Annotated in this window: 24 protein-coding genes and 1 tRNA gene; 11 read left to right on the forward strand and 14 right to left on the reverse strand. The window is 62.0% G+C overall.

Annotated elements, in window-relative coordinates; translation table 11 throughout:
• Positions 1–67 precede the first annotated feature (67 nt).
• The 4 genes from K5X80_RS11540 to trxB form a co-directional block, all read right to left on the reverse strand.
• Positions 68–1,267, reverse strand: coding sequence for a carboxynorspermidine decarboxylase (locus K5X80_RS11540; RefSeq protein ID WP_222557880.1), 1,200 nt, complete (start codon positions 1,265–1,267; stop codon positions 68–70).
• A gap of 63 nt (positions 1,268–1,330) precedes the next feature.
• Positions 1,331–1,681: a DMT family protein gene (locus K5X80_RS11545; protein ID WP_222557881.1), complete on the reverse strand. Its 351-nt coding sequence runs from the start codon at positions 1,679–1,681 to the stop codon at positions 1,331–1,333.
• A 27-nt stretch (positions 1,682–1,708) separates the two neighbouring features.
• Complete coding sequence (locus K5X80_RS11550) at positions 1,709–2,932, reverse strand: saccharopine dehydrogenase family protein (protein WP_222557882.1); 1,224 nt, start codon at positions 2,930–2,932, stop codon at positions 1,709–1,711.
• 131 nt (positions 2,933–3,063) lie between these two features.
• Positions 3,064–4,041, reverse strand: a complete 978-nt coding sequence (gene trxB / locus K5X80_RS11555) for a thioredoxin-disulfide reductase (RefSeq protein ID WP_222560443.1) — start codon at positions 4,039–4,041, stop codon at positions 3,064–3,066.
• Between the two features lie 128 nt (positions 4,042–4,169).
• Here trxB and K5X80_RS11560 point away from each other — a divergent pair, with 128 nt between their 5' ends.
• Positions 4,170–5,036, forward strand: a complete 867-nt coding sequence (locus K5X80_RS11560) for an alpha/beta fold hydrolase (RefSeq protein ID WP_222557883.1) — start codon at positions 4,170–4,172, stop codon at positions 5,034–5,036.
• A 58-nt stretch (positions 5,037–5,094) separates the two neighbouring features.
• On the opposite strand, the gene K5X80_RS11565 is transcribed toward K5X80_RS11560, so the two are convergent.
• Positions 5,095–6,030: a hypothetical protein gene (locus K5X80_RS11565; RefSeq protein WP_222557884.1), complete on the reverse strand. Its 936-nt coding sequence runs from the start codon at positions 6,028–6,030 to the stop codon at positions 5,095–5,097.
• Positions 6,015–7,400: a glycosyltransferase family 2 protein gene (locus K5X80_RS11570; protein ID WP_222557885.1), complete on the reverse strand. Its 1,386-nt coding sequence runs from the start codon at positions 7,398–7,400 to the stop codon at positions 6,015–6,017. The genes K5X80_RS11565 and K5X80_RS11570 overlap by 16 nt, the downstream gene beginning before the upstream one ends.
• 360 nt (positions 7,401–7,760) lie before the next feature.
• Between K5X80_RS11570 and K5X80_RS11575 the strand changes: the two genes are divergently transcribed.
• Positions 7,761–9,200: a DUF4403 family protein gene (locus K5X80_RS11575; RefSeq protein ID WP_222557886.1), complete on the forward strand. Its 1,440-nt coding sequence runs from the start codon at positions 7,761–7,763 to the stop codon at positions 9,198–9,200.
• Between the two features lie 223 nt (positions 9,201–9,423).
• Positions 9,424–9,657 (forward strand): hypothetical protein, encoded by a 234-nt coding sequence (locus K5X80_RS11580; RefSeq protein ID WP_222557887.1) that lies wholly within the window; start codon positions 9,424–9,426, stop codon positions 9,655–9,657.
• Between the two features lie 329 nt (positions 9,658–9,986).
• On the opposite strand, the gene K5X80_RS11585 is transcribed toward K5X80_RS11580, so the two are convergent.
• The 6 genes from K5X80_RS11585 to aspS form a co-directional block, all read right to left on the reverse strand.
• Positions 9,987–10,063 (reverse strand) — tRNA-Met (locus tag K5X80_RS11585).
• Between the two features lie 73 nt (positions 10,064–10,136).
• The gene (locus K5X80_RS11590) at positions 10,137–10,685 is read right to left on the reverse strand and encodes a 2'-5' RNA ligase family protein (RefSeq protein ID WP_222557888.1); all 549 of its coding nucleotides are present in this window, start codon (positions 10,683–10,685) and stop codon (positions 10,137–10,139) included.
• A 2-nt stretch (positions 10,686–10,687) separates the two neighbouring features.
• Positions 10,688–11,659, reverse strand: a complete 972-nt coding sequence (gene mltG, locus K5X80_RS11595; RefSeq protein ID WP_222557889.1) for an endolytic transglycosylase MltG — start codon at positions 11,657–11,659, stop codon at positions 10,688–10,690.
• A gap of 1 nt (position 11,660) precedes the next feature.
• A complete protein-coding gene (gene fabF / locus K5X80_RS11600) occupies positions 11,661–12,923 on the reverse strand; it encodes a beta-ketoacyl-ACP synthase II (protein WP_222557890.1) in 1,263 nt (420 codons plus the stop codon).
• A gap of 115 nt (positions 12,924–13,038) precedes the next feature.
• Positions 13,039–13,275, reverse strand: coding sequence for an acyl carrier protein (locus tag K5X80_RS11605; RefSeq protein ID WP_222557891.1), 237 nt, complete (start codon positions 13,273–13,275; stop codon positions 13,039–13,041).
• 129 nt (positions 13,276–13,404) lie between these two features.
• The gene (aspS, locus tag K5X80_RS11610) at positions 13,405–15,195 is read right to left on the reverse strand and encodes an aspartate--tRNA ligase (protein WP_222557892.1); all 1,791 of its coding nucleotides are present in this window, start codon (positions 15,193–15,195) and stop codon (positions 13,405–13,407) included.
• A gap of 126 nt (positions 15,196–15,321) precedes the next feature.
• Between aspS and rnd the strand changes: the two genes are divergently transcribed.
• Together rnd and K5X80_RS11620 are read left to right on the forward strand one after the other, a co-directional pair.
• Positions 15,322–16,515: a ribonuclease D gene (gene rnd / locus K5X80_RS11615; RefSeq protein ID WP_222557893.1), complete on the forward strand. Its 1,194-nt coding sequence runs from the start codon at positions 15,322–15,324 to the stop codon at positions 16,513–16,515.
• On the forward strand, positions 16,512–17,408 hold the full coding sequence (locus K5X80_RS11620; RefSeq protein ID WP_222557894.1) for a hydrogen peroxide-inducible genes activator: 897 nt from the start codon (positions 16,512–16,514) through the stop codon (positions 17,406–17,408). The genes rnd and K5X80_RS11620 overlap by 4 nt, the downstream gene beginning before the upstream one ends.
• 12 nt (positions 17,409–17,420) lie before the next feature.
• Here the strand turns inward: K5X80_RS11620 and pgsA are convergent, their stop codons facing one another.
• On the reverse strand, positions 17,421–18,014 hold the full coding sequence (gene pgsA / locus K5X80_RS11625; RefSeq protein WP_222557895.1) for a CDP-diacylglycerol--glycerol-3-phosphate 3-phosphatidyltransferase: 594 nt from the start codon (positions 18,012–18,014) through the stop codon (positions 17,421–17,423).
• Between the two features lie 112 nt (positions 18,015–18,126).
• Between pgsA and K5X80_RS11630 the strand changes: the two genes are divergently transcribed.
• The gene (locus tag K5X80_RS11630) at positions 18,127–19,449 is read left to right on the forward strand and encodes an MFS transporter (protein WP_222557896.1); all 1,323 of its coding nucleotides are present in this window, start codon (positions 18,127–18,129) and stop codon (positions 19,447–19,449) included.
• 355 nt (positions 19,450–19,804) lie between these two features.
• Here the strand turns inward: K5X80_RS11630 and K5X80_RS11635 are convergent, their stop codons facing one another.
• Positions 19,805–20,218 carry an EVE domain-containing protein gene (locus K5X80_RS11635; protein ID WP_222557897.1) on the reverse strand — a complete coding sequence of 138 codons (414 nt, stop codon included), beginning with the start codon at positions 20,216–20,218 and terminating at the stop codon, positions 19,805–19,807.
• A 143-nt stretch (positions 20,219–20,361) separates the two neighbouring features.
• On the opposite strand from K5X80_RS11635, the gene K5X80_RS11640 reads away from it, so the two are divergent.
• The 5 genes from K5X80_RS11640 to K5X80_RS11660 are packed head-to-tail and all read left to right on the forward strand — an operon-like array spanning position 20,362 to position 24,937.
• Complete coding sequence (locus K5X80_RS11640; protein ID WP_283249309.1) at positions 20,362–21,300, forward strand: isopenicillin N synthase family dioxygenase; 939 nt, start codon at positions 20,362–20,364, stop codon at positions 21,298–21,300.
• 58 nt (positions 21,301–21,358) lie between these two features.
• A complete protein-coding gene (gene dapF, locus K5X80_RS11645) occupies positions 21,359–22,183 on the forward strand; it encodes a diaminopimelate epimerase (RefSeq protein ID WP_222557899.1) in 825 nt (274 codons plus the stop codon).
• Positions 22,180–23,367, forward strand: coding sequence for a MiaB/RimO family radical SAM methylthiotransferase (locus K5X80_RS11650; RefSeq protein WP_222557900.1), 1,188 nt, complete (start codon positions 22,180–22,182; stop codon positions 23,365–23,367). Before dapF ends, K5X80_RS11650 begins: the two co-directional genes overlap by 4 nt.
• Entirely contained in the window at positions 23,364–24,287 is a 924-nt protein-coding gene (gene ftsY, locus K5X80_RS11655; RefSeq protein WP_222557901.1) for a signal recognition particle-docking protein FtsY, read from the forward strand. Before K5X80_RS11650 ends, ftsY begins: the two co-directional genes overlap by 4 nt.
• Positions 24,287–24,937, forward strand: a complete 651-nt coding sequence (locus tag K5X80_RS11660) for an inner membrane-spanning protein YciB (RefSeq protein ID WP_222557902.1) — start codon at positions 24,287–24,289, stop codon at positions 24,935–24,937. The genes ftsY and K5X80_RS11660 overlap by 1 nt, the downstream gene beginning before the upstream one ends.
• The last annotated feature ends 105 nt before the right edge of the window (positions 24,938–25,042 follow it).

The following is a 25,042-nucleotide window of genomic DNA, read 5'->3' on the forward strand; positions in this document are numbered from 1 at the left end:
CCGCCACCCTTTTCCCCCTCGGCCCCGAAGCCAAGGGAATCCGCCAAACCCGCAGAAACCCGCAGGATCAGGAAAGGCGGTCGCGGAAGTCCTCGTAGCCGAATTTGCGAATCTGCTCGAGCGAATCGCTCTCCGAGTCCCACAGCCAGATCGAGGGCAAAGGCACCCCGTTGAACGTCGTCGTCTTGACCATCGAGTAGTGCGCCTGATCGAGAAACGCGATGCGCTGGCCCGGCTCGCCCGGCACCGGCAGGCGGTAATCGCCGATCACGTCGCCCGCCAGACAGGAAGGCCCGCCAAGGCGAACCGCCCCGCCCTGCCCTTCGTCGATCTGGATCCCCTCCAGCGGCTCCTCACCCAGCATGGCCGGGCGATAGGGGGCCTCGATCACGTCGGGCATATGGCAGGTGGCGGAAATATCGGTGATCGCCAGCGGCATCCCGTTCCAGTGCGTATCCAGAATCGTGCCGACAAGAATGCCCGCATCGAGCGCGACCGCCTCACCCGGTTCCAGATAGACTTCGCACCCGGTATCGTCCTGCACGTCGCGCAGGAATTCGACCAGTTCATCGCGCTGGTAATCGGCGCGGGTGATGTGATGCCCGCCCCCGAAATTCAGCCATTTGAGCCGATCGAAATAGGGTTCCAGATGATCGAACACCTTGTCCCACGTGCGGGCCAGCGGTTCGAAATCCTGTTCGCACAGCGTGTGGAAGTGAATCCCGTCCACCAGATCGATATGTTCGGGCCGGAGTTGATCGATCGGGAAACCGAGCCGCGAATGCGGCGCGCAGGGATCATAGCGCGGCACTTCGCCTTCGGCATGCATCGGATTGATCCGCAGCCCGACATCGAAATCCTCCCCCCGCGCGCGGGCCCGCAGCAGGATATCGCCGAACCGCTCGATCTGCATCGGGGAATTGAAAATCACGTGGTCCGACAGGCGGCAGATTTCATCGAGGTCTTCAGGCTTGTAAGCCGCGCAATAAGTCGCGATCTCGCCATCGTAATGCTCGGCCGCAAGCAGCGCTTCCCAGAGGCCCGACGTGCACACGCCATCGAGATATTCGCCGATGATCGATGCGGTGGACCACATCGAGAAGGCTTTCAGCGCGCCGAGAATCTTCACGCCCGCCCGTTCGCGGATATCGTCCAGAACGCGCAGATTGGCGCGCAGCTTCGCGGCATCGACCACGAACGCGGGGCTATCGACGCGATAGAGATCGAACTGGGCGAAAGCCCCCGGATCGCCGGCTCTGGTTTCCATGACTGTGCTTCTAGCCTCTCTGCATGCCGTTCGCCAAATCGCAGGCGGCGGCAAGGCCCGGCGTCAGCCGAGCGGTGATTTGAAAATGAAGAACGCCCCGGCCGCGATCAGCACGAAGCCCGCGATCTGGCTTGGCCCTGGGCGCTGGTCGAACAACAACCACGCCACCAGCAGGAAAGCCACCAGCGACAGGACTTCCTGTATCGTCTTGAGTTCGGCGAGGGAATAGGTGCGCACGCCGATGCGGTTGGCGGGCACGGCGAGGCAATATTCGAAGAAGGCGATGCCCCAGCTTGCCAGTATGGCCAACCACAAGGCGCGCGACGGCGCCTTGAGATGGCCATACCAGGCCAGATTCATCAGCAGGTTCGACCCCGCCAGCAGGCCGACCGGCGCCAGAGCGTTCCAGTTCATCGCCGGATCGGCCCGTTCATCGCGGGATCAGAACGTCACCGGGCCCGGCAGCTCTTCCACCGACCACGGCAGGCCATGCCGGTTGAGCATGTCCATGAACGGATCGGGGTCGAACTGTTCGATGTTGAACACGCCCCCTTCTCCATTGGCTCCCTTCCATGCGCCGGTCAGGATCATCGCCGCACCGATCATTGCCGGCACCCCGGTGGTGTAGCTGACCGCCTGATTGCCGGTTTCGGCATAGGCTTCTTCATGATCGCAGATGTTCTTGATGTAGAATGTCTTTTCGCCGCTGCCGTCCAGCGCTTCGCCGGTGGCGATATCGCCGATATTGGTCTTGCCCCTGGTCGTCGGCCCAAGGCTCGCCGGTTCGGGCAGAACCGCCTTGAGGAATTGCAGCGGGACGATTTCCTGCCCGTTGTAGATCACCGGATCGATCCGGGTCATGCCCACGTTCTGCAGCACGGTCAGATGCTTGATGTATTCGTCGCCGAACGTCATCCAGAAGCGCGCGCGTTCCATCTCGGGGATGAAGCGGGCGAGGCTTTCCAGTTCCTCATGATACATGAGGTACATGTTCTTCGGGCCGACGCCTTCGAAATCGAACTGCACCTTGTTGGCCATCGCCGGGGTTTCGACGAACGCGCCGTTTTCCCAATGGCGCGCGGGCGCGGTCACTTCGCGGATGTTGATTTCCGGGTTGAAATTGGTGGCGAACGCCTGCCCGTGATCGCCGCCGTTACAGTCGAGGATATCGAGCGTGCGGATGGTCCTGAGCTTGTGCTTCTTCAGCCACATGGCGAAAACGCTGGTCACGCCTGGATCGAACCCGCTGCCCAGCAGGGCCATGATGCCCTTTTCCCTGAACCGTTCGTGATAGGCCCACTGCCACTTGTATTCGAACTTCGCTTCGTCCAGCGGTTCGTAATTGGCCGTATCCATGTAATCGACGCCGGTGGCCAGGCACGCATCCATGATCGCGAGATCCTGATACGGCAGCGCGAGATTGACGACGAGCCTGGGCTGGATCTGCGCGATCAGGGCGGTGGTCGCCGCCACATCATCCGCATCGACGGCATAAGTCGCGATGGCGACGCCGGTGCGCTGCTTCACCGATTCGGCGATCGCATCGCACTTGCTCTTCGTCCGGCTGGCGAGATGGATATCGCTGAAAATATCCTTGTTCATCGCCATCTTGTGCACGGCGACCGAACCAACACCACCAGCACCAATCACCAATACCCTGCTCACGCACGTCTCCTTTGGCCGCAGCGAAAGCCGGGCATATAGGCCCGGATTATGACAGCACAATATACGCTTGCGCCGCCGCCAGCCACAGGGCCGGCGGCGGCGCGGATTTCAGCGCGGACAACCCGCCGCAATCAGGCGTCGGCCGGTTCGGCTTCCTGACGGGCGAAATCGAGCGCGGCGAGGAAACGCTCGGCATCGAGCGCGGCCATGCAGCCCGTTCCCGCCGCCGTCACCGCCTGGCGATAGGTGTGATCCATCACGTCGCCGCAAGCGAACACGCCGGGGATCGCCGTCTTGGGCGTGCCCGGCTCGACGATCAGATAACCGGATTCGTCCGTCGGCAGCTTGCCCTGAAACAGTTCGGTCGACGGGGCATGGCCGATGGCGACGAAAGCGCCCTGCGTGGCGAATTCGCTCATTTCGCCCGTCACCGTGTCGCGCAGCGAAAGCGCCGTCAGCCCGACACCGGTCGGATCGCCGAGGAAACTTTCCACCGCCTTGTTCCACAGCACCGAAATCTTCGGATTGGCGAACAGGCGATCCTGCAGGATCTTTTCCGCGCGCAGTTCATCGCGCCGGTGGATCAGCGTCACATCGTCGCTGTGATTGGTGAGATAGAGCGCTTCTTCCACCGCGGTGTTGCCGCCGCCGATCACCACCACTTTCTTGCCGCGATAGAAGAACCCGTCGCAGGTGGCGCAGGCGGACACGCCCTTGCCCGAAAACTGCTGCTCGCCCGGCACGCCCAGCCATTTGGCCTGCGCGCCGGTGGCGATCACCAGCGTATCGCCTTCGTAGACATCGCCGCCATCGCCGATGGCGCGGAACGGCGAGCCGCTGGCAAGGTCCACCTCGACAATCGTATCCCACAGCATGCGGGTGCCGACATGTTCGGCCTGGGCCTGCATTTCCTGCATCAGCCACGGGCCCTGAATCACGTCGCGGAAACCGGGATAATTCTCGACATCGGTCGTGATCGTGAGCTGGCCGCCGGGTTGCAGCCCCTGCACGACAATCGGTTCCAGCCCGGCGCGCGCGCCATAGATCGCCGCCGAAAGGCCAGCGGGGCCCGAACCGATAATGAGCATGCGTGTCTTGTGAGTCGCCATGAAATCCTCCGGATTCGGCAGATAGGATGGCGCCGGACGGATTGCCACCCCGCTCCATCTTCTGCCCGGCAAAGCTGAGCTTGGCCCCCGGATTGACGGAGCCCCGCACAGCGCGCAATGCTGGGCATATGAAAATACTCGGCCCGACATCGAACAGCTTCATCTCGCAGCGTCTCAAACTCCACTATGTCGACTGGGGCAATCCCGATGCCCCGCCGCTGATCCTCCAGCACGGCGGGCGCGATCACTGCCGCAGCTGGGACTGGGTGGCCGAGGAACTGCGCGACGACTGGCACGTGATCTGCCCCGATCTGCGCGGCCATGGCGACAGCGCGTGGTCGGCCGACGGCAATTACAGCTTCAATGCCTATGTCTACGATTTCGCCCAATTGGTGCACGCGCTGGGATACGATCAGGTATCGATCGTGGCCCATTCGCTGGGCGGCAACATCACCGCCCGCTTCGCCGGGCTCTATCCGCACAAGGTCGCCAAATACGTCAATATCGAAGGGCTCGGCCTGACCCCGCAGGACCTTCACGAACGCGCGCTGCCCATGCCCGATCTGTTTCGCGAATGGATCGACAAGAAGCGCAACGCCGCCGCCCGCGCGCCGCGCCGCTATCCCACGCTCGAAGCGGCCTATCGCCGGATGATCGAAGAGAACGACTATCTGACGGAAGAACAGGCCCGGCATCTGACCGTGCACGGCGCCAGCCGCAATGAAGACGGCACGTTCAGTTGGAAATTCGATCCCTATCTCAACGTCTGGCCATTCTCCGACCTGACGCCCGAACAGATTCAGGCGCTCTGGGCCTCGATCGCCTGCCCCACCCTGCTGCTCTGGGGCAAGGACAGCTTCTTCCCCAGCCCGGCGCAGGATGGCCGCCTCAGCCATTTCCAGCAGGCCAGGCTGGTGGAATTCGAAAACGCCGGGCACTGGCTCCATCACGACCAGTTCGGCCGCTTCATGGGCGAATTGCGCGCATTCCTCTAGGCCTTAGGGGCGCGTCCCACAAAAGATCGGGATGCGCGAGGGAAGCCTGTGCGAGGCGCTAAAACTTCCGGGTCAACGCGATTGTCGCCTGGCCATAATCGTAAGCGCCGGTGTTCTGGGGCACATTGCTGTACTGGACATTGGCCTTCATGAACCACTTGTGCCCTATCTCGGGGCTCGTGATTTCCGCCGCCGCATAATACGACGCCCGCCAGTCGCTGACCGCATCGCGCTGCGCCCCGATGCCTCCTGCCAGCATATACCGCCATCCGCCGGTATAGCGCCGCATCTGGAGGACGGGCAAAATCTGCGTATACCAACGCGGAGAGTAGTAATCATACTCGCGCGGTTCGGTGCTGTGAAAATAGCGGGCGCGAAGCTGCGCGCTCAGGCCCCAATTCTCTTTCAGGACGTGAACGTAATTTGCGCGTGCGTGAAGTCTGACGTTTTTTCCGGTAAATTCCTGAGCGCCAGCCACAACGGTAAAGCTGTTGCGATCATCGACCGGAAGATCGAGAGCGGCCCCGAAAAACGTATAGTAGATCCCTTCACGAACCCCGCGTGGCGTTTCCACCACATCGCGTTCGATGAAGAACTCTTTTCGGAACTTGCTGTTATCATGGATGCTGGCAGAGCCGATGATCGTATCGCCATCCGTGCCGATCTGCGCGTTCCACGCCCAGTCCGAACCTTTTTCCGCGTAACGGAGGAAAACCCGGTCTTTATCGACAGCGGCCTGTCCCAAAGGTTTATACCAGGCTTTTTCCAAGCGCACGCCGATGTAATCGCTTTGATCCTTGTAGCGAAAATCGGCATTCAGGCCCGCGCGGTAAATGTCGGTTTTATCGGAATCCGTGGATGCGAAAAAATCCATACCCACGGCATGCTCCGATTGGGCATCTGCGGCCCCATCCTCTGCCAAAACAGGCTGGGAAACCAGAATAAGGCACCCCAAAGGCATCAAAGACCGCAGCATTTTCACTTGGTATCCCATTTTTTCTTCATTCCGATGATTTCAACAATATAGCCCCATACGCAGACAGGTTGCATGAGAAGGCTATAAATGAGCGCATAGAACAGAAAGCCGACCGGATTTTTCCGTACTTTCAAATTTTCCGACTGATAAACACCGCGCTGGATTCGAAATATGACGATGTTCCACAAGGCAGCCAAAGGCAGAACGGCCAATGTGAGAGGGCCCGCTATGTAAAAATAGCCGAAAAGGGCGAGAACAAGGCCTGGTATAAAGATAAAGCTGTACACCAGATCCAAAGGCAGGAAGCAGACATTCCACCAAATGAACAGTGTCGACATGCGCGCTTTAAAAAGCAGCCGCCAATGGGCCTTGAATGCTTCCATCAAGCCTCGTGACCAGCGCTTCCGCTGCAAGGCAAACTGCCGGAGGCCTTCCGGAACATTGGTGAAGGCCAGCGCGCTGTCGGCGTAACCGATGCGATAGCCACGTTCCAGCAGCGCCCAGGATACAACGATGTCTTCGCCGATAGACGAGGGCCACCCACCGACTTCTTCAAGCGCCTGCCGGGAATACAGCGAGAATGCCCCCTGGGCCACCAGAGTGCCGTGATACATGCCCTGCATCCGTTTTACGGACGCAATACCATGAAAGTAATCCCATTCCTGCGCGCGCGTCAGAAGATTGGTGCGGGAATTGCGGACCATCACCGCCCCTGCGATGGCAGCGGTGTCGGGCGGGTCGGACAGGAACCGCCCCACGATGCTGGTCATAGCGTTGCGCCTCATCCAGCAATCGCCATCGATTGTAGCCACGAGATCATGCGTGGCCGCGCGCAAACCGTCGTTGAGCACGGCTGATTTCCCACGGTTCTCCTTATAATCGTGGAAGCGGAAAGTGATGTTTTCCGGCTTTGGAAGAGTGAGAAGCGCGGTGCGGACAATCTGCGCCGTCCGATCGGATGATCCGTCGTTCAGAACGATGATTTCCAGATTTCCCCGATAGTCCTGCCGGGCAAGGCTTGTCAGGGTCTCTTTTATGCCCTGCTCCTCGTTGTAGGCGGCGACGAGCACGGTCACCCCCGGCATCGCGTCCTCGCAGATTGTCATCCCGGGGCGGCGATCCAATACCAGGGTCGATATCAGAAAGGCATTCATGAAACCCGGCACATAGGCAATGAAGCAAATCGCAATAAGCGCGAAGGCCATGTTTGTGACGGCCGCCAGTTCGAACACCCAGCGTTGCGAAAGCCAGACGCTTAACGCGGTCCACGCTATGGCAAGCAACAGCGCAAATGCGAATTTCGCGCGAACGCTCAAATAATATCGCTTCTTGTGCCCGCCCTGGAGCCGCGCTGTAGAAAACTGTTCCCGTTCCGGAAGCAAAAGCATCGGTCGACCCTGCGGATTAAGTGTGGGCTGTCTCGAATATACGAGAGGATGTTTCCGAATTAACCGATCAACCTTAAGAATTATTTACCAAGGATATCGGAGCCATCGTTGCAGAGGCTACAATGCCCGTTTTCGGATGGTCTCTCCGCCCAAACAGCTTGTGAAAGACAAAACCGAAAAGCCGGCGCCGGATTTGTCCGCATGGACCCACCTGCGCCGCGGCGCGCTGCAACCGATATCGCGGTCGTGCGTTAAAGCCGCATGGGCAACTGATCGAAGCGTCAATACGCTGATTGGGGGAATATGCGTCATAAGGGGCTGCCCCAGGTACCGGGCTGGGTACTGGGCTGTACGGCGGGCATGGCCGTTTTGCTCACCGGGTGTTCAGGCGGCGGGGATACCAAACCGCCGGAACGCGCCACCGACCTGGCCCCCACACCGCAGGATTCCTCCGTCATCGTCGTGCCGATCGCGGCCGATCCCAAATCGCTTTCGCTGCTGCTCGAAGAAGCGGTGCCGCGCCGGCTCTGGTCCATCAACCAGCATTCGAGCCGCTGCGTGGCACCGCAGAAGGTCAAGATTTTCGGCGCGAAGCTCAAAGTGACCCCGCCCATCAGTTGCACGATCCAAGGCCAAGTCACCCGCGGCGCGATCCGCCTGCATGGCGCGGGCAAGGATATCGTCGCCGACATTCCCATCCAGGCCACGATCCATGCACGCGATATCGGCGGCGTGTTGAAAGGCGAAACCGCCACCGGCTCCGCCATGGTCCGCGCGCATATCGCGCTCGATATCCGGCCCGACTGGACACCGGTGGGCACCGTCCGCCTCAGCTATGACTGGACCACCCCGCCCGGTATCGATTTCCTTGGCCAGCGGATCACGTTCACCGATCAGGCCGATCAGAAGCTGGCCCCGATAAAGCAGCATCTCGAACGCACGCTTCCGCAGGAACTGCGCAAGCTGAACCTGCGCGCGGAGGCGGAGCAGGTGTGGAGGAAGAGTTTCACCACTCTCTCGCTCAACGCAGAAAATCCGCCGGTATGGATGCGCATTTCCCCGCGTGCGGTGATCTATGATAGCTACGGTTTGCGCGGCGGCAAGATGCATCTCAATCTGGCGCTGAAAGCGACGACGGAAACCTTTGTCGGCGACCGGCCGCAAGATCCCTCCCCGACGCGGTTGCCCGATCTGGTCAAAGCCAGGACCGATGGACAGTTGCATTTCACCAGCCCGGTCATCGCCGACTATGCGCAGCTGGAACCCGTGCTGTTGAGAGCCCTGCACAAACGCGCCCAGCGCCCGTTCGATCTTCCCGGCCTCGGCCCGATCACCGCGCGGTTCGAGAAAGTGACGCTTTATGGCGCCAGGGACGGGCGCATCGCGGTCGGCCTCCACCTTGCGGCGAAACCCGCGGGCAGCAACACGGCCGAAACCAGAGGCCTGCTCTGGCTCACGGCAAAGCCGGTCAACCGGCCCGGTTCTCCCACGATCACGTTCGAAAATCTCAAAGTCACCGGCAAGACCAACGGCGTGGGCGGCGATCTTCTCGTGCAACTCGTCAACCACCCGGCCATCGCCGCGCTGCTCGCTTCTTCGCTGACTCAGAATTTCACCAACGATCTGGACGAACTGCTGGTCAAGATCAGGGCCGCCATCGGCACCGTGCACCAGGGCGATTTCATCATTCGCGGCAAGATCGACGGGTATCGGATCGGCGCCATCCACGCCTATGGCAACGGCCTCTATCTGCCCGTTCGCATGGCCGGCAAGGCGCATATCGATTACCGGCCGCAATAGCGCGCCAGTCATGGCGAATGCCGAATCCGAGGAAACATTTACGACGGCAAGCCGACCATCTGCTGCGTTGGTAGCGGAGGGACGCTCTGGCCCGCGGCATACTTTGAGCAAAGTACGAGTTAAGCGGAATTTTGAGCCGATGACTCACCTAGGATCCATGCGGCCGGAACCTCCAACATAGTAGACACGTTTAACCGTCGCCTCGATTTCAGGAGAGAGTGTCATGGCAGAAGAGAAAACTGTTATTGTCGATCGAGATAGCCGAGGAAGCGGTTCAGGCTGGGTCATCGCAATTGTGCTGATCATTGCACTGTTGGTGGGCGTTTATTTTCTCAGCGGTATGGCCGGAAGCGAAGCGAGCAAAAACAACGCGGTCTCTGAGGCTGCGGGCCAGGTCGGCAACGCCGCCAAGCAGGTGGGCGACGCTGCCAAAGACGTTGCCAATCCTTCGAAATAGCGGCGTTGAGGCATCGGGCCTTATGGATTCGGTGCCTCACGCTCAAACAGAAATGTATACCAGGGTCAGGATTGAACATGGGACCAGGTGCACCTGCCAAAATCTCTGCGATCAAGGGCCTGACAGACGAAGAGATCGCCCGCATCGTTGGCTGACGGCCAAGCGCGTCGAGCAGATTCGTGCCCGCTACGTGGACGAAGCCCGCGTCGTTGTCGCCTTGGCAGAGCGTCTATCAGCCTGAAAGTTTACAGCAGTTTGAAACCTGCCCAGAAACAGGCACCGCGCCCGCTCGGGCGCTCTCTGCAACTGACTGAATTTCTATGGAAAGTTGGTAGCGGAGGAGGGACTCGAACCCCCGACACGCGGATTATGATTCCGCTGCTCTAACCGGCTGAGCTACTCCGCCCCGAACGAGGCTGCTCCGAGATGTTCCGAACGTCCCGGGCAGGCGGCGCTCTTAGGGCGCAGTCCGCCGCCGGTCAACCACCCTTTGCACCTCTGAACCGCCATGACTGCACAAATTCCCACAGACCATCGCGATAGAGATGCAATGCGAGGCCGGGAAAGGCGAATTTCCGGGGTTTCAGTGTGGCTTTGAGGTCCGCCTGCAAACGCCGGGCGGCCTCGGGCGAAACCTTGTTCTGCACCGTGATATGCAAGACCAGCGGGTGCGAATCCTGCCACGACAGCAAGCCATGGAAACGCTCTGCCAGATTCTCGTGAATCACGACGAGCGCATGGCTGGCGACTTTGAGCGCGGTTCCCCGGTCCATCGCCATGATCCCGGCGATTTGCGCCGCAGGAGGCGGATTGGCCGCCGCCGCTTCGGCCAGCGCCGCACGAATCTCCCGCCCGGCGGACGGCGGCAAACCGTGAAACAGAGTGACGTGCGCGGCGAGCCGGTTGCGTTCGGGCGGATAGTGTTCCCGCCGCAGGGTATCGGCCCACGACAGGATATCCGGCGGCAACAGCGCGGTGACGAGCAAAGGCGCGGGACGAGGCCCCCGATCGCCCAAGCGCCCGATCAAGCCTACATCTCCCCCCGCTCGCGGCGCAGGGCGAACCATTTCTGGACGTTGGCGTTATGCTGTTCGAGCGTGTCGGCAAAGGCGTGCCCGCCCGTACCGTCGGCCACCATGTAGAGCGCGGACGTCTTCGCCGGATTGAGCACCGCGGCAATCGATTCCCGCCCCGGATTGGTGATCGGCCCCTTGGGCAGCCCGGTCATCGTATAAGTGTTGTAGTCGTTGACCGCCTGAATCTCCGACTGGCGGATGCGGCGGCCGAGCGGCTTGCCCTTGGTGATCGGGTAGATGATCGTCGGATCGGCCTGCAGCATCATCCCTTTCTTCACCCGGTTGGAATAGAGCCCGGCAACCATGCGCCGCTCCGCCGGTTTACCGGTTTCCTTCTCCACCACCGAGGCGAGAATCATCGCTTCTTCGGGAGTCTTTACCGCCAGATCGGGCCCGCGCTTGGCCCAAAGTTCCTTGAGCGTTGCGGTCATTGCCGCCTGCATGCGCTTGAGCACAGCGGCACGGCTTTCGCCCCGTTCGAAATCGTAGCTTTCCGGCAGGACCGAGCCTTCTTCCGGCACCGGGATCGTGCCTGTGAGCAAAGGTTCGGCCATCAGCCGTTCGTGCACCATGATCGAAGGCATGCCTTCGGGAATGGTCACGAAGCGGCGCAGGACTTCGCCGCCTTGCAGGATACCGAGAACGCGCGAAGCGCTGGCGCCTTCGGGAAGCAGGAATTCGCCCGCCTTGATCGGCGCATCGCTGCCGAAAAACCGTGCGCGGAGAAGAAAGCTGTCGGCCGAGGAAATCGCGCCCGCTTTCTCCAGATCGGCGGCGACGGTGCGCAGCGTCGATCCCGACCGCACCAGGAAGGAATGCTCCTTCTCAAGCGGGCCGGGGCCGAACCAGCCGTATGCGAATATCCCGATCGCGGCGAGCAGGGCCAGCCCTGCCAGCAGCAGGGCCTGCTTGCCGCGCCGGATCATCTCAATCGGCCCGCTTCATCACCAGGCTGGCATTGGTGCCGCCGAAGCCGAAGCTGTTGTTGAGCACCGCGCGCACTTCACGCTTCTTTGCGGTGTGCGGCACGAGATCGACCCCCGCGCAGCTTTCGCTCGGATTGTCGAGATTGAGAGTGGGCGGCACGATCTGGTCGCGCAGGGCGAGAATGCAGAAGATCGTTTCCACCGCACCCGCACCGCCGAGCAGATGGCCGATGGCCGATTTGGTCGAGCTCATCGAGACATTGCCCATGGCATCGCCGAACAGGCGGCGCACCGCACCCAGTTCCAGTTCGTCCCCCAACGGAGTCGAAGTGCCGTGGGCGTTGATGTAGTCGATATCCTTCGGCTCGAGCCCTGCCTTGCGCAGCGCCATTTCCATCGAGCGGTATGCGCCCGAACCTTCCGGGTGCGGCGCCGTCACGTGATAGGCATCGCCCGAAAGGCCATAGCCGAGGACTTCGGCGTAGATTTTCGCGCCGCGCGCCTTGGCGTGTTCATACTCTTCCAGCACGACGACGCCCGCGCCCTCGCCCATCACGAAACCGTCGCGGGCTTCGTCATAAGGGCGGCTGGCCTTTTCCGGCTGATCGTTGAAATTGGTCGACAGCGCGCGCGCCTGGGCGAACCCGGCAATGCCAATCGGGCAGATCGTGCTTTCCGCACCGCCCGCCAGCATGATGTCGGCATCGCCGTCCTTGATCATGCGGGCGGCATCGCCGATCGAATGCGCGCCGGTGGAGCACGCCGTCACCACCGCGTGATTCGGGCCCATCAGGCCGTATTTGATCGAAACCTGGCCGGAAATGAGATTGATCAGGCGGCCGTGCACGAAGTGCGGCGACACGCGGCCCGGCCCCTTTTCGGCCAGCACCAGCGATTCCTTTTCGATCCCCGGCAGACCGCCGATGCCCGAACCGATCGAACAGCCCGCACGCAGGCGCGTTGCTTCGTCCATATCCAGCAGCCCGGCGTCTTCGATCGCCTGCCCGGCGGCATCGATGCCATAGACGATGAACGGATCGACCTGGCGCTGAATCTTGGGATCGACCCGCCCATCGGCATTGAAGCCATAGGGATGATCGGCCGGTTTCACCTCGCACGCGATGCGGCATTTCTGGTTGGACGCATCGAAACGGGTAATCGGGCCTGCCCCGCTCTTGCTGGCCAGGATATTCGCCCAGGTGGTTTCGACATCGCCCCCCAGCGGGGTGACAAGGCCAAGACCGGTTACGACCACACGGCGCATAATCTACTCTCCGTAAAGACCAACAGGCCCAACCCTATAGGGTCGAGCCTGTCGAAGCCCCGCCGACTGCCTGAACATTCTGGCCGACAGGCGAGTACGGCGGGAATGCGGGCAATCAGCCCTTGTTGTCGTCGATGTACTTGATCGCGTCGCCAACGGTGCCGATCTTTTCCGCCGCATCGTCGGGGATTTCGACGCCGAATTCTTCTTCGAAAGCCATCACCAGTTCGACGATGTCGAGGCTGTCTGCACCCAGATCGTCGATGAAGCTGGCATCGGGAGCAACCTTGTCGGCCTCCACGCCAAGGTGTTCGACGACAATCTTCTTAACGCGGTCAGCGGTATCGCTCATGTTATCCCTCTTACGTTGGGAGCTGGAATTGGCATTTGCCCTAAAGAGTGCCGCGCGCGCTGGCAAGGGGATAGCCCTTGCCGATGTGCAGTTTTCCTATGGCCAATGCGGCGCGCAACAACCGGAATCTCAGGCCTGCGGCTTGGGCGGTTCGACGATCCGCATATGCAGTTCGCGAAGCTGCTTCGGCTCGGCCGGGCTCGGCGCCCCCATCAGCAGGTCTTCGGCGCGCTGGTTCATCGGGAACAGCGTGATTTCACGCAGGTTTACCGCGCCGCACAACAGCATCACGATACGATCGACACCGGCGGCCATGCCACCATGCGGCGGGGCGCCGTACTGGAAAGCGCGGTAAAGGCCGCCGAAACGGTCCTCCACGTCCTGCTGCGACAGGCCGACTTTCTCGAATGCCTTGACCATGAGTTCGGGCGACTGGTTGCGGATCGAACCCGATGCGATTTCATAGCCGTTGCAGACGAGATCGTACTGGTAGGCCTTGAGCGTCAGCGGGTCCTGCCCTTCCAGCGCTTCCATGCCGCCCTGCGGCATCGAGAACGGGTTGTGCGCGAAATCGACCTTCTTGTTGTCCTCGTCCCATTCGTAGAACGGGAAATCGACGATCCAGGCGAGTTCGAACCGGTCGCGGTCGATCAGATCGAGCTGCTCGCCCACCCGAATGCGTGCCGCCCCGGCCAGCTTGGCGGCCTGTTCTTCCTTGCCTGCGGCGAAGAACACGCCATCGTTCGGGCCAAGGCCGAGCGCAGCGATCAGCGCCGCCGTCTTTTCCTCGCCGTGGTTCTTGGCGATCGGGCCGCCGGGCACGCCATCCTTGATGTTGATGTAGCCGAGGCCGGAGTAGCCCTCGCCCCGCGCCCAGTTGTTCATATCGTCGAAGAACTTGCGGCTGCCCGCCCCCGCGCCCGGCGCCGGGATCGCGCGGATCACACCGCCGTTGGCGACGATGCCGGCGAAAATGCCGAAGCCGGATTCGCCGAAGTGTTCGGTAACATCCTTGATAATCAGCGGGTTGCGGAGGTCCGGCTTGTCCGAGCCATAATCCAGCATCGCCTGGGCATGCGGGATACGGCGGAATTCGCCTGCCGGAGTGACCGGCTTACCATCCGCGAACTGGGCGAAAACGCCCTGGATGACCGGCTCCATCGTGTCCCAGATTTCCTCCTGGGTGACGAAGCTCATTTCCAGGTCGAGCTGGTAGAATTCGCCCGGCAGACGGTCGGCGCGCGGGTCTTCGTCGCGGAAGCAGGGCGCGATCTGGAAGTAACGGTCGAAACCGGCGACCATCAGCAACTGCTTGTACTGCTGCGGCGCCTGCGGCAGCGCGTAGAACTTGCCCGCATGGATGCGGCTCGGCACGAGGAAGTCGCGCGCGCCTTCGGGCGAAGACGCGGTCAGGATCGGAGTCGAATATTCGGTGAAGCCCGCCTCTTCCATGCGGCGACGCATGTTCGCGATGATCTTGGTGCGCGTGACGATATTGGCATGCAACGTCTCGCGGCGCAGATCGAGGAAGCGGTATTTGAGACGGATATCCTCGGGATACTCCTGCTCCCCGGCCACCGGCATCGGCAATTCTTCGGCGCGGCTCAGTACTTCGGCGCTGCGGGCGAAGACTTCGATTTCGCCGGTCGGCAGATTCGCGTTCACCGTTGCATCGTTGCGGGCTTTCACTTCGCCGTCGATAGTGACGACGCTTTCCACGCGCAGGCCATCCAGAATAGCCAGTGCCGGGCTATCCTCGTCCGCCACGATCTGGGTGATGCCGTAGTGATCGCGCAGGTCGACGAACAGCACGCCGCCGTGATCGCGCTTGCGATGAACCCAGCCCGAAAGGCGGACAGTCTGGCCCACCTGCGCCTTGGTCAAGGCACCGCAGGTGTGGGAACGATAAGGATGCGACATCGAAACTCTTTCCAATTGGCCTGCAATCGGGCAGGGGGAAAGCGGCGCTAACAGGGTAACACGGCGATTTTGTCAACCCGCGCCGGGTGGCCAGGCCATCCTTGACCATAAACAGAAACGAACAGAATGAAGATACATAAGCTTATTACCAAGACTGAAGATCTTGCCGATCTGTGCACCCGGCTCGCCGAGTCGGAATTCGTCACCGTCGATACCGAATTCATGCGCGAGAACACCTACTGGCCGGAACTGTGCCTGGTGCAGATCGCCAATGAGAAGGAAGCCGCCGCGATCGATCCACTGGCGAGCGGGCTCGACCTTTCCCCACTGCTCGACCTGCTGACGGACAACGAAGACGTTCTGAAAGTCTTCCATGCCGGGGGGCAGGATGTGGAAATCATCTACAATCTCACCGGCAGGACCCCTCACCCCATTTTCGATACGCAGATCGCGATGATGGCGATCAGCCAGTCGGAGCAGATCGGCTATGCCAATCTCGTCGAAAGCTGGCTCGGCCTGACGATCGACAAGGGCGCGCGTTTCACCGACTGGTCGCGCCGCCCGCTGACCGAACGGCAGATCGAATATGCCATTGGCGACGTGACCCATCTGGCGAAAATTTTCCCCAAGATGCTCAAGCGCCTGATCAAGACCGGGCGCGGCGAATGGCTCGATATCGAAATGGAATCGCTCGCCGATCCGGAAAACTATCGCAACGATCCGACCCGCGCCTGGCGCAAGATTCGCCCCCCCAGCCGCAATCCCCAGGTGCTCGGCCGGTTGAAAGCGCTGGCGGCATGGCGCGAACTCGAAGCGCAGGACAAAGATATCCCGCGCGGGCGGATCATGCGCGATGAAACACTGGCCGATCTGGCCAGCAATCCGCCCGCCAAGCAGGGCGAACTCGCCAAAGTGCGCGGCCTGTCTCAGGCATGGTCCGACAACGAGATCGGCAAGCGCCTGATGCGCACTCTGCGCGATGCCGAACCGCTCCCGCCCGAGGAAATGCCCGCCAAGACCCCGCGCGGGGCCCCGCTGGGCAAGGAAGGCGCACTGGTGGCCGATCTGCTTAAGCTTCTGCTCAAGATCCGGTCGCGCGAAATCGATGTCGCCGCGCGCCTGTTGACCCGCAGCGACGAACTGGAAGCGCTGGCGTCCGGCGTGCGCAAGCTGGCGGTGCTGGAAGGCTGGCGCTACGACATGTTCGGCCGCGATGCGCTGGAACTGGTCGAAGGGCGGCTGGCTTTCGCGGTACTCGACGGCAAGCTCAAGATGACCCATATCGACGAGATGACGGAAAGCATGGTCGGGACCGCATGAGCACCTATCTGCCGACGCTCAAGCAGTTGCAATATCTCGTTGCCCTGCATGAGCATGGCCATTTCGGCCGGGCGGCAGACAGTTGTTTCGTATCCCAGTCGACACTTTCGGCCGGCCTGCGCGAACTCGAATCGCTGCTTGGCGTCACTCTCGTCGAACGCAGCCGCCGCGTCGTGCGCTTCACGCCGCTCGGCAATGCCGTGGTCGAAAAGGCCCACCGTCTGCTGCGCGAGGCGGAAGAACTCTCCGAACTCGTCCAGTCGGCGGGCAAGCCGCTTTCCGGCGAGCTGCGGATGAGCGTGATCCCCACGATCGCGCCTTTCCTCCTGCCCCGCATTCTGCCCCGCCTGCGCAAGGACAAACCGCAACTCAAGCTGTTCCTGCGCGAGGAAACCAGCGCGGACGCCATCGAATCGCTGCACCATGGCCGGGCCGATTGCGTGCTGCTCGCTCTGCCTTTTGCCACCGGCGATGTGGAAAGCGCGAAAATCGGCGACGATCCGCTCTATGTGGCGTTTCCCAAGGGCGATCCGCGCGATCCACCCGCGGAAGTGCCGCCTTCGATGATCGATGAAGGCCGCCTGCTGCTGCTGGAAGACGGGCACTGTCTGAAGGAGCACGCCCTCGCCGCGTGCAATCGCCCCGAACTGCGCGCCAGCGCCACGATGATCGGCACCAGCCTGCACACGCTGGTGCAGATGGTCGATAACGGCCTCGGCCTGACCATCGTGCCGAAAATGGCGCTCGACGCGGGCATTCTGACCGGCACTGATGTGGTCGCAAGGCCGCTCAAATCCAGGAATGCCACGCGCGAAATCGCGCTGGTCTGGCGCAAGAATTCACCGCGTGGCGACGAATTCCGGATGCTGGCCGAAGAACTGAAGGATCATTGAGCCGACCCGCGTTCAATCCATGTGTTTGAGGCCGATCCGCAGATAATCCCAGCCGGTGATCAACGTCAGAATGGCGGCGGCCCACAGAGTCGTCAGCCCCACGGTATGCGGAACATTGGCCACGATAGTGCCCAGCACGACATTCCATTCGGGCAAGGCCCCGCCGAGAATCAACGCCCCCAGCGCGACAAGCTGAAACGTGGTTTTCCATTTGGCCAGCTTGCTGACGGGCACCGAGACTTGCAGGCCGCCGAGAAATTCCCGCAGCCCCGACACGGCGATTTCGCGGATCAGGATGATAAGCCCGGCAATCACGTGCATGTCGCCGACATAGGGCCCGCGCAGGATGCCCTGTGCCGTCAACACGAGGATAACCGCCGCCACCATGATCTTGTCGGCAATGGGATCGAGAAACACCCCGAGCCGGGATACCGCACCGCTGGACCGGGCGAGCAGGCCGTCGAAATAGTCGGTGATCGCCATCAGGCAATAAAGCGCGAAAGCAAGGCCATAGCCGATGCGCCATGTCGGCCACCACAGCAGGAAAGCCAGCAAAGGCACGGCCAGAATACGCGAAAGTGTAAGAATATTCGGTAGAGTGAGCATCAATCCGCGGTTCTCTAGTCCGTGCTTTCGTGCAAAAGCGCCCGAACCCCCTTGTCCATCCCGGCCACGGCGTTAGGCTTTCACACGAGCGAGAGGCATCTGGCAAGCATTCATGACAACATCGACGCATCTTCTGCGCCGGCGGCGCTTCCTTCCGCTGTTCGTGACTCAACTTCTCAATGCCTTCAACGACAATCTGTACAAGAACGCGATGGTGCTGTTCGTCGTCTACAGCGTCTACAATTCGGAGGCCGAGGAAGCGAAGTTCAGCGCAATCGCATCCGGGGTGTTCATCCTGCCCTTCTTCGTCCTCTCCGCCCTGTCGGGGCAACTGGCGGACATGCGCGACAAGGCCCGCATCATCCGCATTATCAAGGCCTGCGAAATCCCGATCATGATCTGCGGTGCGGCCGGTCTGCTGCTGGCATGGAAAGGGATCATGGTCAGCATGCTGGCCATCCCCCTGATGCTTCTGGCCCTGTTCGCGATGGGCGTTCATTCGACTTTCTTCGGCCCGATCAAATACGCCATCCTGCCGCAACATCTGAAAAAGGAAGAAGTTCTCGCCGGCACCGGCATGGTGGAAGCCGGGACCTATATCGCGGTTCTCACCGGCACGATTCTCGCGGGCTGGATTCCGGTCGAATGGGCAGCGGGCGCCGTGGTCATCACCGCGATGATCGGCTACGCCACCAGCCGTTCCGTCCCCCCTGCCCCGCCGATGATCGAACCGCAGCCGCTCGATCACCATGTCTTGCGCGCCTCGGTCGCGCTGGTGCGCAACACGATGCATGAACGCTGCGTGTTCTATGCGATTCTGGCGATCAGCTTTTTCTGGACCATCGGCGCGGTGCTGTTCATCCAGTTCCCGCCGCTGGCCAAGAACGTGCTGATGGCCAGCAAGGAAGTGGCCAGCCTGTTCCTGGTGATCTTCTCCGTCGGTGTGGCGGTCGGCTCGATGTCGATCAATGCCCTGCTCAAAGGCAACGTCTCGGCGCGTTATGCCCCGGCTTCGATCCTTGTCATGGCGCTGTTCGTGGTGGCCTTCCATCTCGTCTGCCAAGCCTGGGATGTCGACACCGGCGGGGCGCTGCTCGACGTGGGCGATTTCGTCCGCGAACCGCTTGCCATACCGTTGCTGCTGACGCTGCTGGGCATCGCTTTTTCGGGCGGCATGTTCGTGGTTCCGCTCTATGCCTTCCTCACCACCCGCGTCGATCCGTCGCAGGCCGCGCGGACGATCGCCGCCAACAACATCGTCAATTCGGGGGCGATGGTCGGCGGTTCCCTGCTGGCGGTCTCACTCAGCGCCATCGGCGTGGCGATTGCCGACCAGTTGCTGCTGAGCGCGGCGATGTGCGGCGTTTCCGCCTGGCTGGGGTACAGGCTCTACAAGGCCGAACGCGAAACCGCCTGCCCCGGCACGGTGCATTGAACCGTGCCGGAGGCCCGCGCCGAAGCGCCGGTCACAGGGTGAAAATGAGAACCGCCAGAAACGTGGCGCAATAGGTCACTGCGATATCGCGCAAATCCTGCCCACTAAGGCCCCACCAAAGCGGCTCCCCCGCTGCGACGGCGACAAGCCCGCTCTGCGGAATGCATAGCGCCCTGCTGACGCCAGCGGCATTTGACCGGGGTTGTCCGAAAGTGATCCGGGCGTGATTCATGCCCCGATCTTAACTTCCTGCTAACCATGGGGAAGAGGCATGACCGCGCCCGTTTCCCATGACTGTTGCAGTTTGGAACAGCGGGCGGTGCAACTCCGGTTTCAGAAACCGTCGCCGCGCCGGTTATTCGCCCGCCATCGCGAGAATCTTGCGCCATTCCTCCGGCTTGATTTCCGCAACCGACAGGCGCGACAGCCGCACCAGTTCGATATCCGCCAGTTCCGGATTTTCCTTGATCGCCTTGAGCGTGACCGGATGCGCAAGCTTGCGCACCGGCTTCACTTTGACCGCCGCCCATTTGCCCTCGGGGTCCGTCGGATCGGTGATGCCCGTCACGCTGATGGTGACGATTCCGACGATCTCCTTGCCGATATTGGAATGATAGAAAAACGCCTGATCACCCACTTTCATGGCGCGCATATTGTTGGCCGCGCGATGATTGCGCACACCATCCCAGGTCCCCTCACCCTCGGCGACAAGATCATCCCAGCTATAGGCGTCGGGTTCGGACTTCATCAGCCAGTAGCTTTTGCTCATACATGCTCCGGTTTCGCATCCGGCAGGCCGCGCGGCTTGCCCGTGGTGGTGTGATCGCAATGCCCCATGCGGAAAACCGGTTTCCACTTTTCCGCACGACGCTTAAACCCCGCGCCTTAACCGCAAATGGCCCCTATCTCCACATGACGCTTGAAACTCTCCCCATTCTCTCGCTCGCGGATGACGAGCATGCGTTTGCCGCCCGGATCGGCGAAAGCTTCGAACGGTACGGGTTCGCCATGGTGCGCGATCACGGGTTGGATGCCGGCATCGTCGCGAAAGGTTGGGGCCTGACTCGCGCCTTCTTCGCCCTGCCCGAGGAAACCAAGCGCCGCTATCACATCCCCGGCAATGCAGGAGCGCGCGGATACACGCCTTTCGGCCGGGAAACCGCCAAAGGCGAAACCATGGGCGATCTCAAGGAGTTCTGGCACGTCGGGCGCGACCTGCCCGTGGGGCATCCGCTGCTGACACCTTCCATGCCCGCCAATATCTGGCCCGATCAGCCGGAGGATTTCGCACCGTGCATGCGCGCCCTGTTCGATGAGATGGACCGCATCGGGCGCACGATCCTGTCACGGATCGCCATTTATCTGGGCCTCGCATCGGACTGGTTCGACGATGTGGTGGCGATGGGCAATTCGGTTCTGCGCCTGCTTCATTACCCGCCGGTGCCCGCATCGGGGCAAGGCGCGGTGCGTGCGGCGGCGCATGGCGACATCAATCTCATCACGCTGCTGCTGGGGGCGGAGGAATCAGGGCTCGAACTGCTGGATCGCAGCGGGCGCTGGCTGCCGGTTGCCCCGCCACCGGGCGCGCTGGTGGTCAATGTCGGCGATATGCTGGAACGGCTGACCAACCATAGGCTGCCCTCCACCATTCACCGGGTGTGCAACCCTTCGGGCCCGGCGGCGGAGCGCAGCCGGTATTCGATGCCGTTTTTCCTCCACCCGCGCAGCGATTTCATGATCGCCACGCTGCCGCAATGCATCAGCCGCGAACAGCCCGATTGCTACCCAGAACCGATCACGGCAGACGCTTTCCTCCAGCAGCGGCTACAGGAAATCGGGTTGAAATCGTGAACGCCAGCCAAGCGGGCCACTGGACGTAGCGCCTGTCAGCGCATAGATGCGCACGGCTATGCGCGTCCCTTTCATCAAGATGCACGGTCTGGGCAACGATTTCATCGTGCTCGACAGCCGCGGCGACACTCTTCCGCCCGTCGATGCGCGGGTGGCCGCGGCGCTTGCCGACCGTAAGACCGGGATCGGCTGCGATCAGCTCGTTCTGATCGAACCCAGCACCATCGCCGATCTTCGGATGCGCATTTTCAATCCCGATGGCAGCGAAGTCGGCGCCTGCGGCAACGCCAGCCGGGCCGTTGCCCTGTTGCAGGGACAGCCCTGCACGATCGAAACCGGCGGCGGACTGATCGAAGCCCGCCCCGCCGATGCGGGCATTGCCGTCAACATGGGCGCTCCGCGTTTCGGGTGGGACGAACTGCCGCTGGCCTACGCGATGGATACGCTGGCCATGCCGGTGGGCTGGGAAGAACTGGAAAGCCCGGTTGCGGTAAATGTCGGCAATCCGCATGTCGTGTTCTTCGTGCCCGATTGTGACGCGGTCGAACTCGATCGCCTGGGCCCGCTGATCGAAAACGATCCGCTGTTTCCCGAACGGGTGAATGTGAATGTGGCCACGGTGACAGGGCCGCAATCGCTGCGCCTGCGCGTGTGGGAGCGCGGGGCCGGGCTGACGCGGGCCTGCGGCACCGGCGCCTGCGCAACGGCCATCGCGGCCATGCGGCGCGGGTTGACCGGGCGCAGCGTCGAAGTGACTTTGCCTGGCGGCCCCCTCAGGATCGACTGGGACGATGACGACGCGATCATCATGACCGGGCCCGCCGTCGAATCCTTCCGCGGGGATTTCGCATGGGAGTATTACGCGGGGGACAGCCGCGCATGACCCGCGCCCGGCAGGCCGAAGTCATTTCCTTCGGCTGCAGGCTCAACCTGTCCGAAAGCGAAACGATCCGGTCCCTGCTGGCGCGGGAAAGCGACATTGTCGTGATCAACAGTTGCGCCGTCACCGCCGAAGCCGTGCGCCAGACCCGCCAGGCGATCCGCAAGGCCCGGCGGCAAAACCCCGCCGCCCGCCTGCTGGTGACCGGGTGCGCCGCCGATATCGAGCGCGAACAGCTGGCCGCCATGCCCGAGGTGGACGGGCTGATCCCCAACACCGACAAGCTCGATCCGCGCGCATGGAACGTGCCGCCCCGGCCCGGCCTCACGCCGCCCACGGCCCATACCCGCGCCTTCATCGCGGTGCAGAACGGCTGCGATCATGCCTGCACATTCTGCGTCATCCCGCAGGGACGCGGTCCCAGCCGTTCGCTCACCATTCCGCAGGTGCTGGCCGAAGTGGAACGTCATCTGACCATGGGTGCGCCCGAAGTGGTGCTCACCGGGGTGGATGTCACATCCTGGGGGCACGACCTGCCTGATCGGCCGCGCCTCGGCGCGATGGTCCGGGCTATTCTCGACGCTTTCCCCCGGTTGCAGCGCTTGCGCATGTCCTCGCTCGACGGGGTGGAAATCGATGGCGAACTGTTCGAACTGCTGGCGGGCGAGAAACGCGTGATGCCGCATCTTCACCTCTCCTTGCAGCACGGCCACGATCTGGTGCTCAAACGGATGAAACGGCGGCATTCGCGCGCCGATGCGCTCCGGCTGGTGGCAAGCCTGCGCGCGCGCCGCCCGGATATCGCCATCGGGGCCGATCTCATCGCGGGCTTCCCCACGGAGGACGCGGCTATGCACGCCGCCAATCTCTCCATCGTTGACGAACTGGACATCGTGCACGGCCATATCTTCCCCTATTCGCCGCGCCCGGGCACACCCGCCGCCCGGATGCCGCAGGTCAATCATGCCGTGATTCGTCAGCGGGCCGCCGAACTGCGCGCGGCGGTCGCCCGCGTGCGAGACAGATGGCTGAACGCGCAGATCGGCCAGCGCCTGCATGTGCTGAGCGAAGCGGACGGCACCGGCCACGCCGAGAATTTCGCCCGCGTCGCCATACCGGCAGGCACACCGCGCGGCACTATCCTGCCGCTCACACCCACACGACTGGAAGAGGGATTGCTCCAATGAGCAGCGAAAGCTGGACGGATCGCCTGCTCGGCGGCTTCCGCAAGACATCAGACAAGCTCTCGGGCAATCTTTCGAGCGTGGTCGGCACGGCGAAGCTCGACGATGCCACGCTGGACGATGTCGAAGATGCGCTGATCCTGTCCGATCTCGGCCCCACCGCCGCCGCGCGCATTCGCGCCCGTCTGGCGGAGCAGCGCTTCGGCCGCGATATCGACGAACAGGGCCTGCGCGAAGCGGTGGCGGAGGAAATCGCCGCGATCCTGCGCCCGGTGGCCAAGCCGCTGGAAGTCACTGCCTTTCCCCGCCCGCAGGTCGTTCTGGTGATCGGCGTCAACGGCAGCGGCAAGACGACGACCATCGCCAAGCTCGCCCATCTGTTCCAGGAAGAGGATTACGGCGTAATGCTGGCGGCGGGCGACACGTTCCGCGCGGCGGCCATCGGCCAGCTTGGCGTCTGGGCGGATCGCCTGGGTGTGCCGATCGTCAAGGGCCCCGAAGGCGGTGATCCGGCCAGCGTGGTGTTCGACGCGGTAAAGCAGGCCACCGCCATCGGCACCGATGCGCTGATCGTCGACACCGCCGGACGCCTCCAGAACAAGACCGAACTGATGGACGAACTGGCCAAGATCCGCCGGGTCCTCGGTCGGCTCAATCCCGAAGCGCCACATGATGTCGTGCTGGTGCTTGACGCCACCAATGGTCAGAATGCACTCTCCCAGATCGAGATATTCAAGGAAGTCGCCGGGGTGACCGGGCTGATCATGACCAAGCTGGACGGGACCGCGCGCGGCGGCGTGCTGGTGGCCGCCGCGGAAAAGTACGGTTTGCCGATCCACGCCATCGGCGTGGGCGAAACGATTGACGATCTGCGGCCATTCGACCCGGATCTGGTGGCCAAAGTGATTGCAGGGCTGGCGTGATGACGAAAGAAACCGACACGAAAAAAACCAAATCGGGCTGGCTCAATCTGCTGGTCGATTATGGGCCGCTGCTGGTTTTCTTTCTTGCCTACCGGCACTATTCCCCCGAAGGGACAAGCGATGCGGTCGGCGAAGTCTTTGCCGTGGTGCGCGGAACGATCGCGTTCATCGTCGCGGCGATCATCGCCCTCGCCGTCTCGAAATGGCGGCTGGGCAAAGTCTCGCCGATGCTGTGGCTGTCGACCGCGCTGATTGTCGGCTTCGGCTCGCTGACGATCTTCCTGCACGATCCCTTTTATGTCCAGATCAAGCCGACAGTGATCTACCTGTTCTTCGGCGTGGCGCTGCTGGTGGGATACTGGAAAGGCAAGGCCTTGCTGAAAATGCTGCTCGAAGCCGCGTTCGAAGGGCTCAACGATGCGGGCTGGATGAAGCTGTCGCGCAATTGGGGGTTCTTTTTCCTGTTCCTCGCCGCGCTCAACGAAACCTTGCGGATGACTCTGGAATTCGGCCCCTGGCTGGCCACGAAGCTGTGGGTCTTCATGCCGCTGTCGTTCCTGTTCACATTCTCGCAGATTCCGATGCTGCTGCGCCATGGGCTGGACGGGCAAGGCGAAGAGGAAGCCGAGCATCGCATTCCCCCGGCCTGAGCGCGTGCGAAACAATGTGACAAATTCGCACTGATCCTTAATATCTGCCCCACTCCGATCCGCACAAAAGGTCGCGGAGAAAGTAGAACAACCGGAGGGGGAGTA

It is taken from the genome of Caenibius sp. WL, assembly GCF_019803445.1.
Classification (GTDB): Bacteria; Pseudomonadota; Alphaproteobacteria; order Sphingomonadales; family Sphingomonadaceae; genus Caenibius.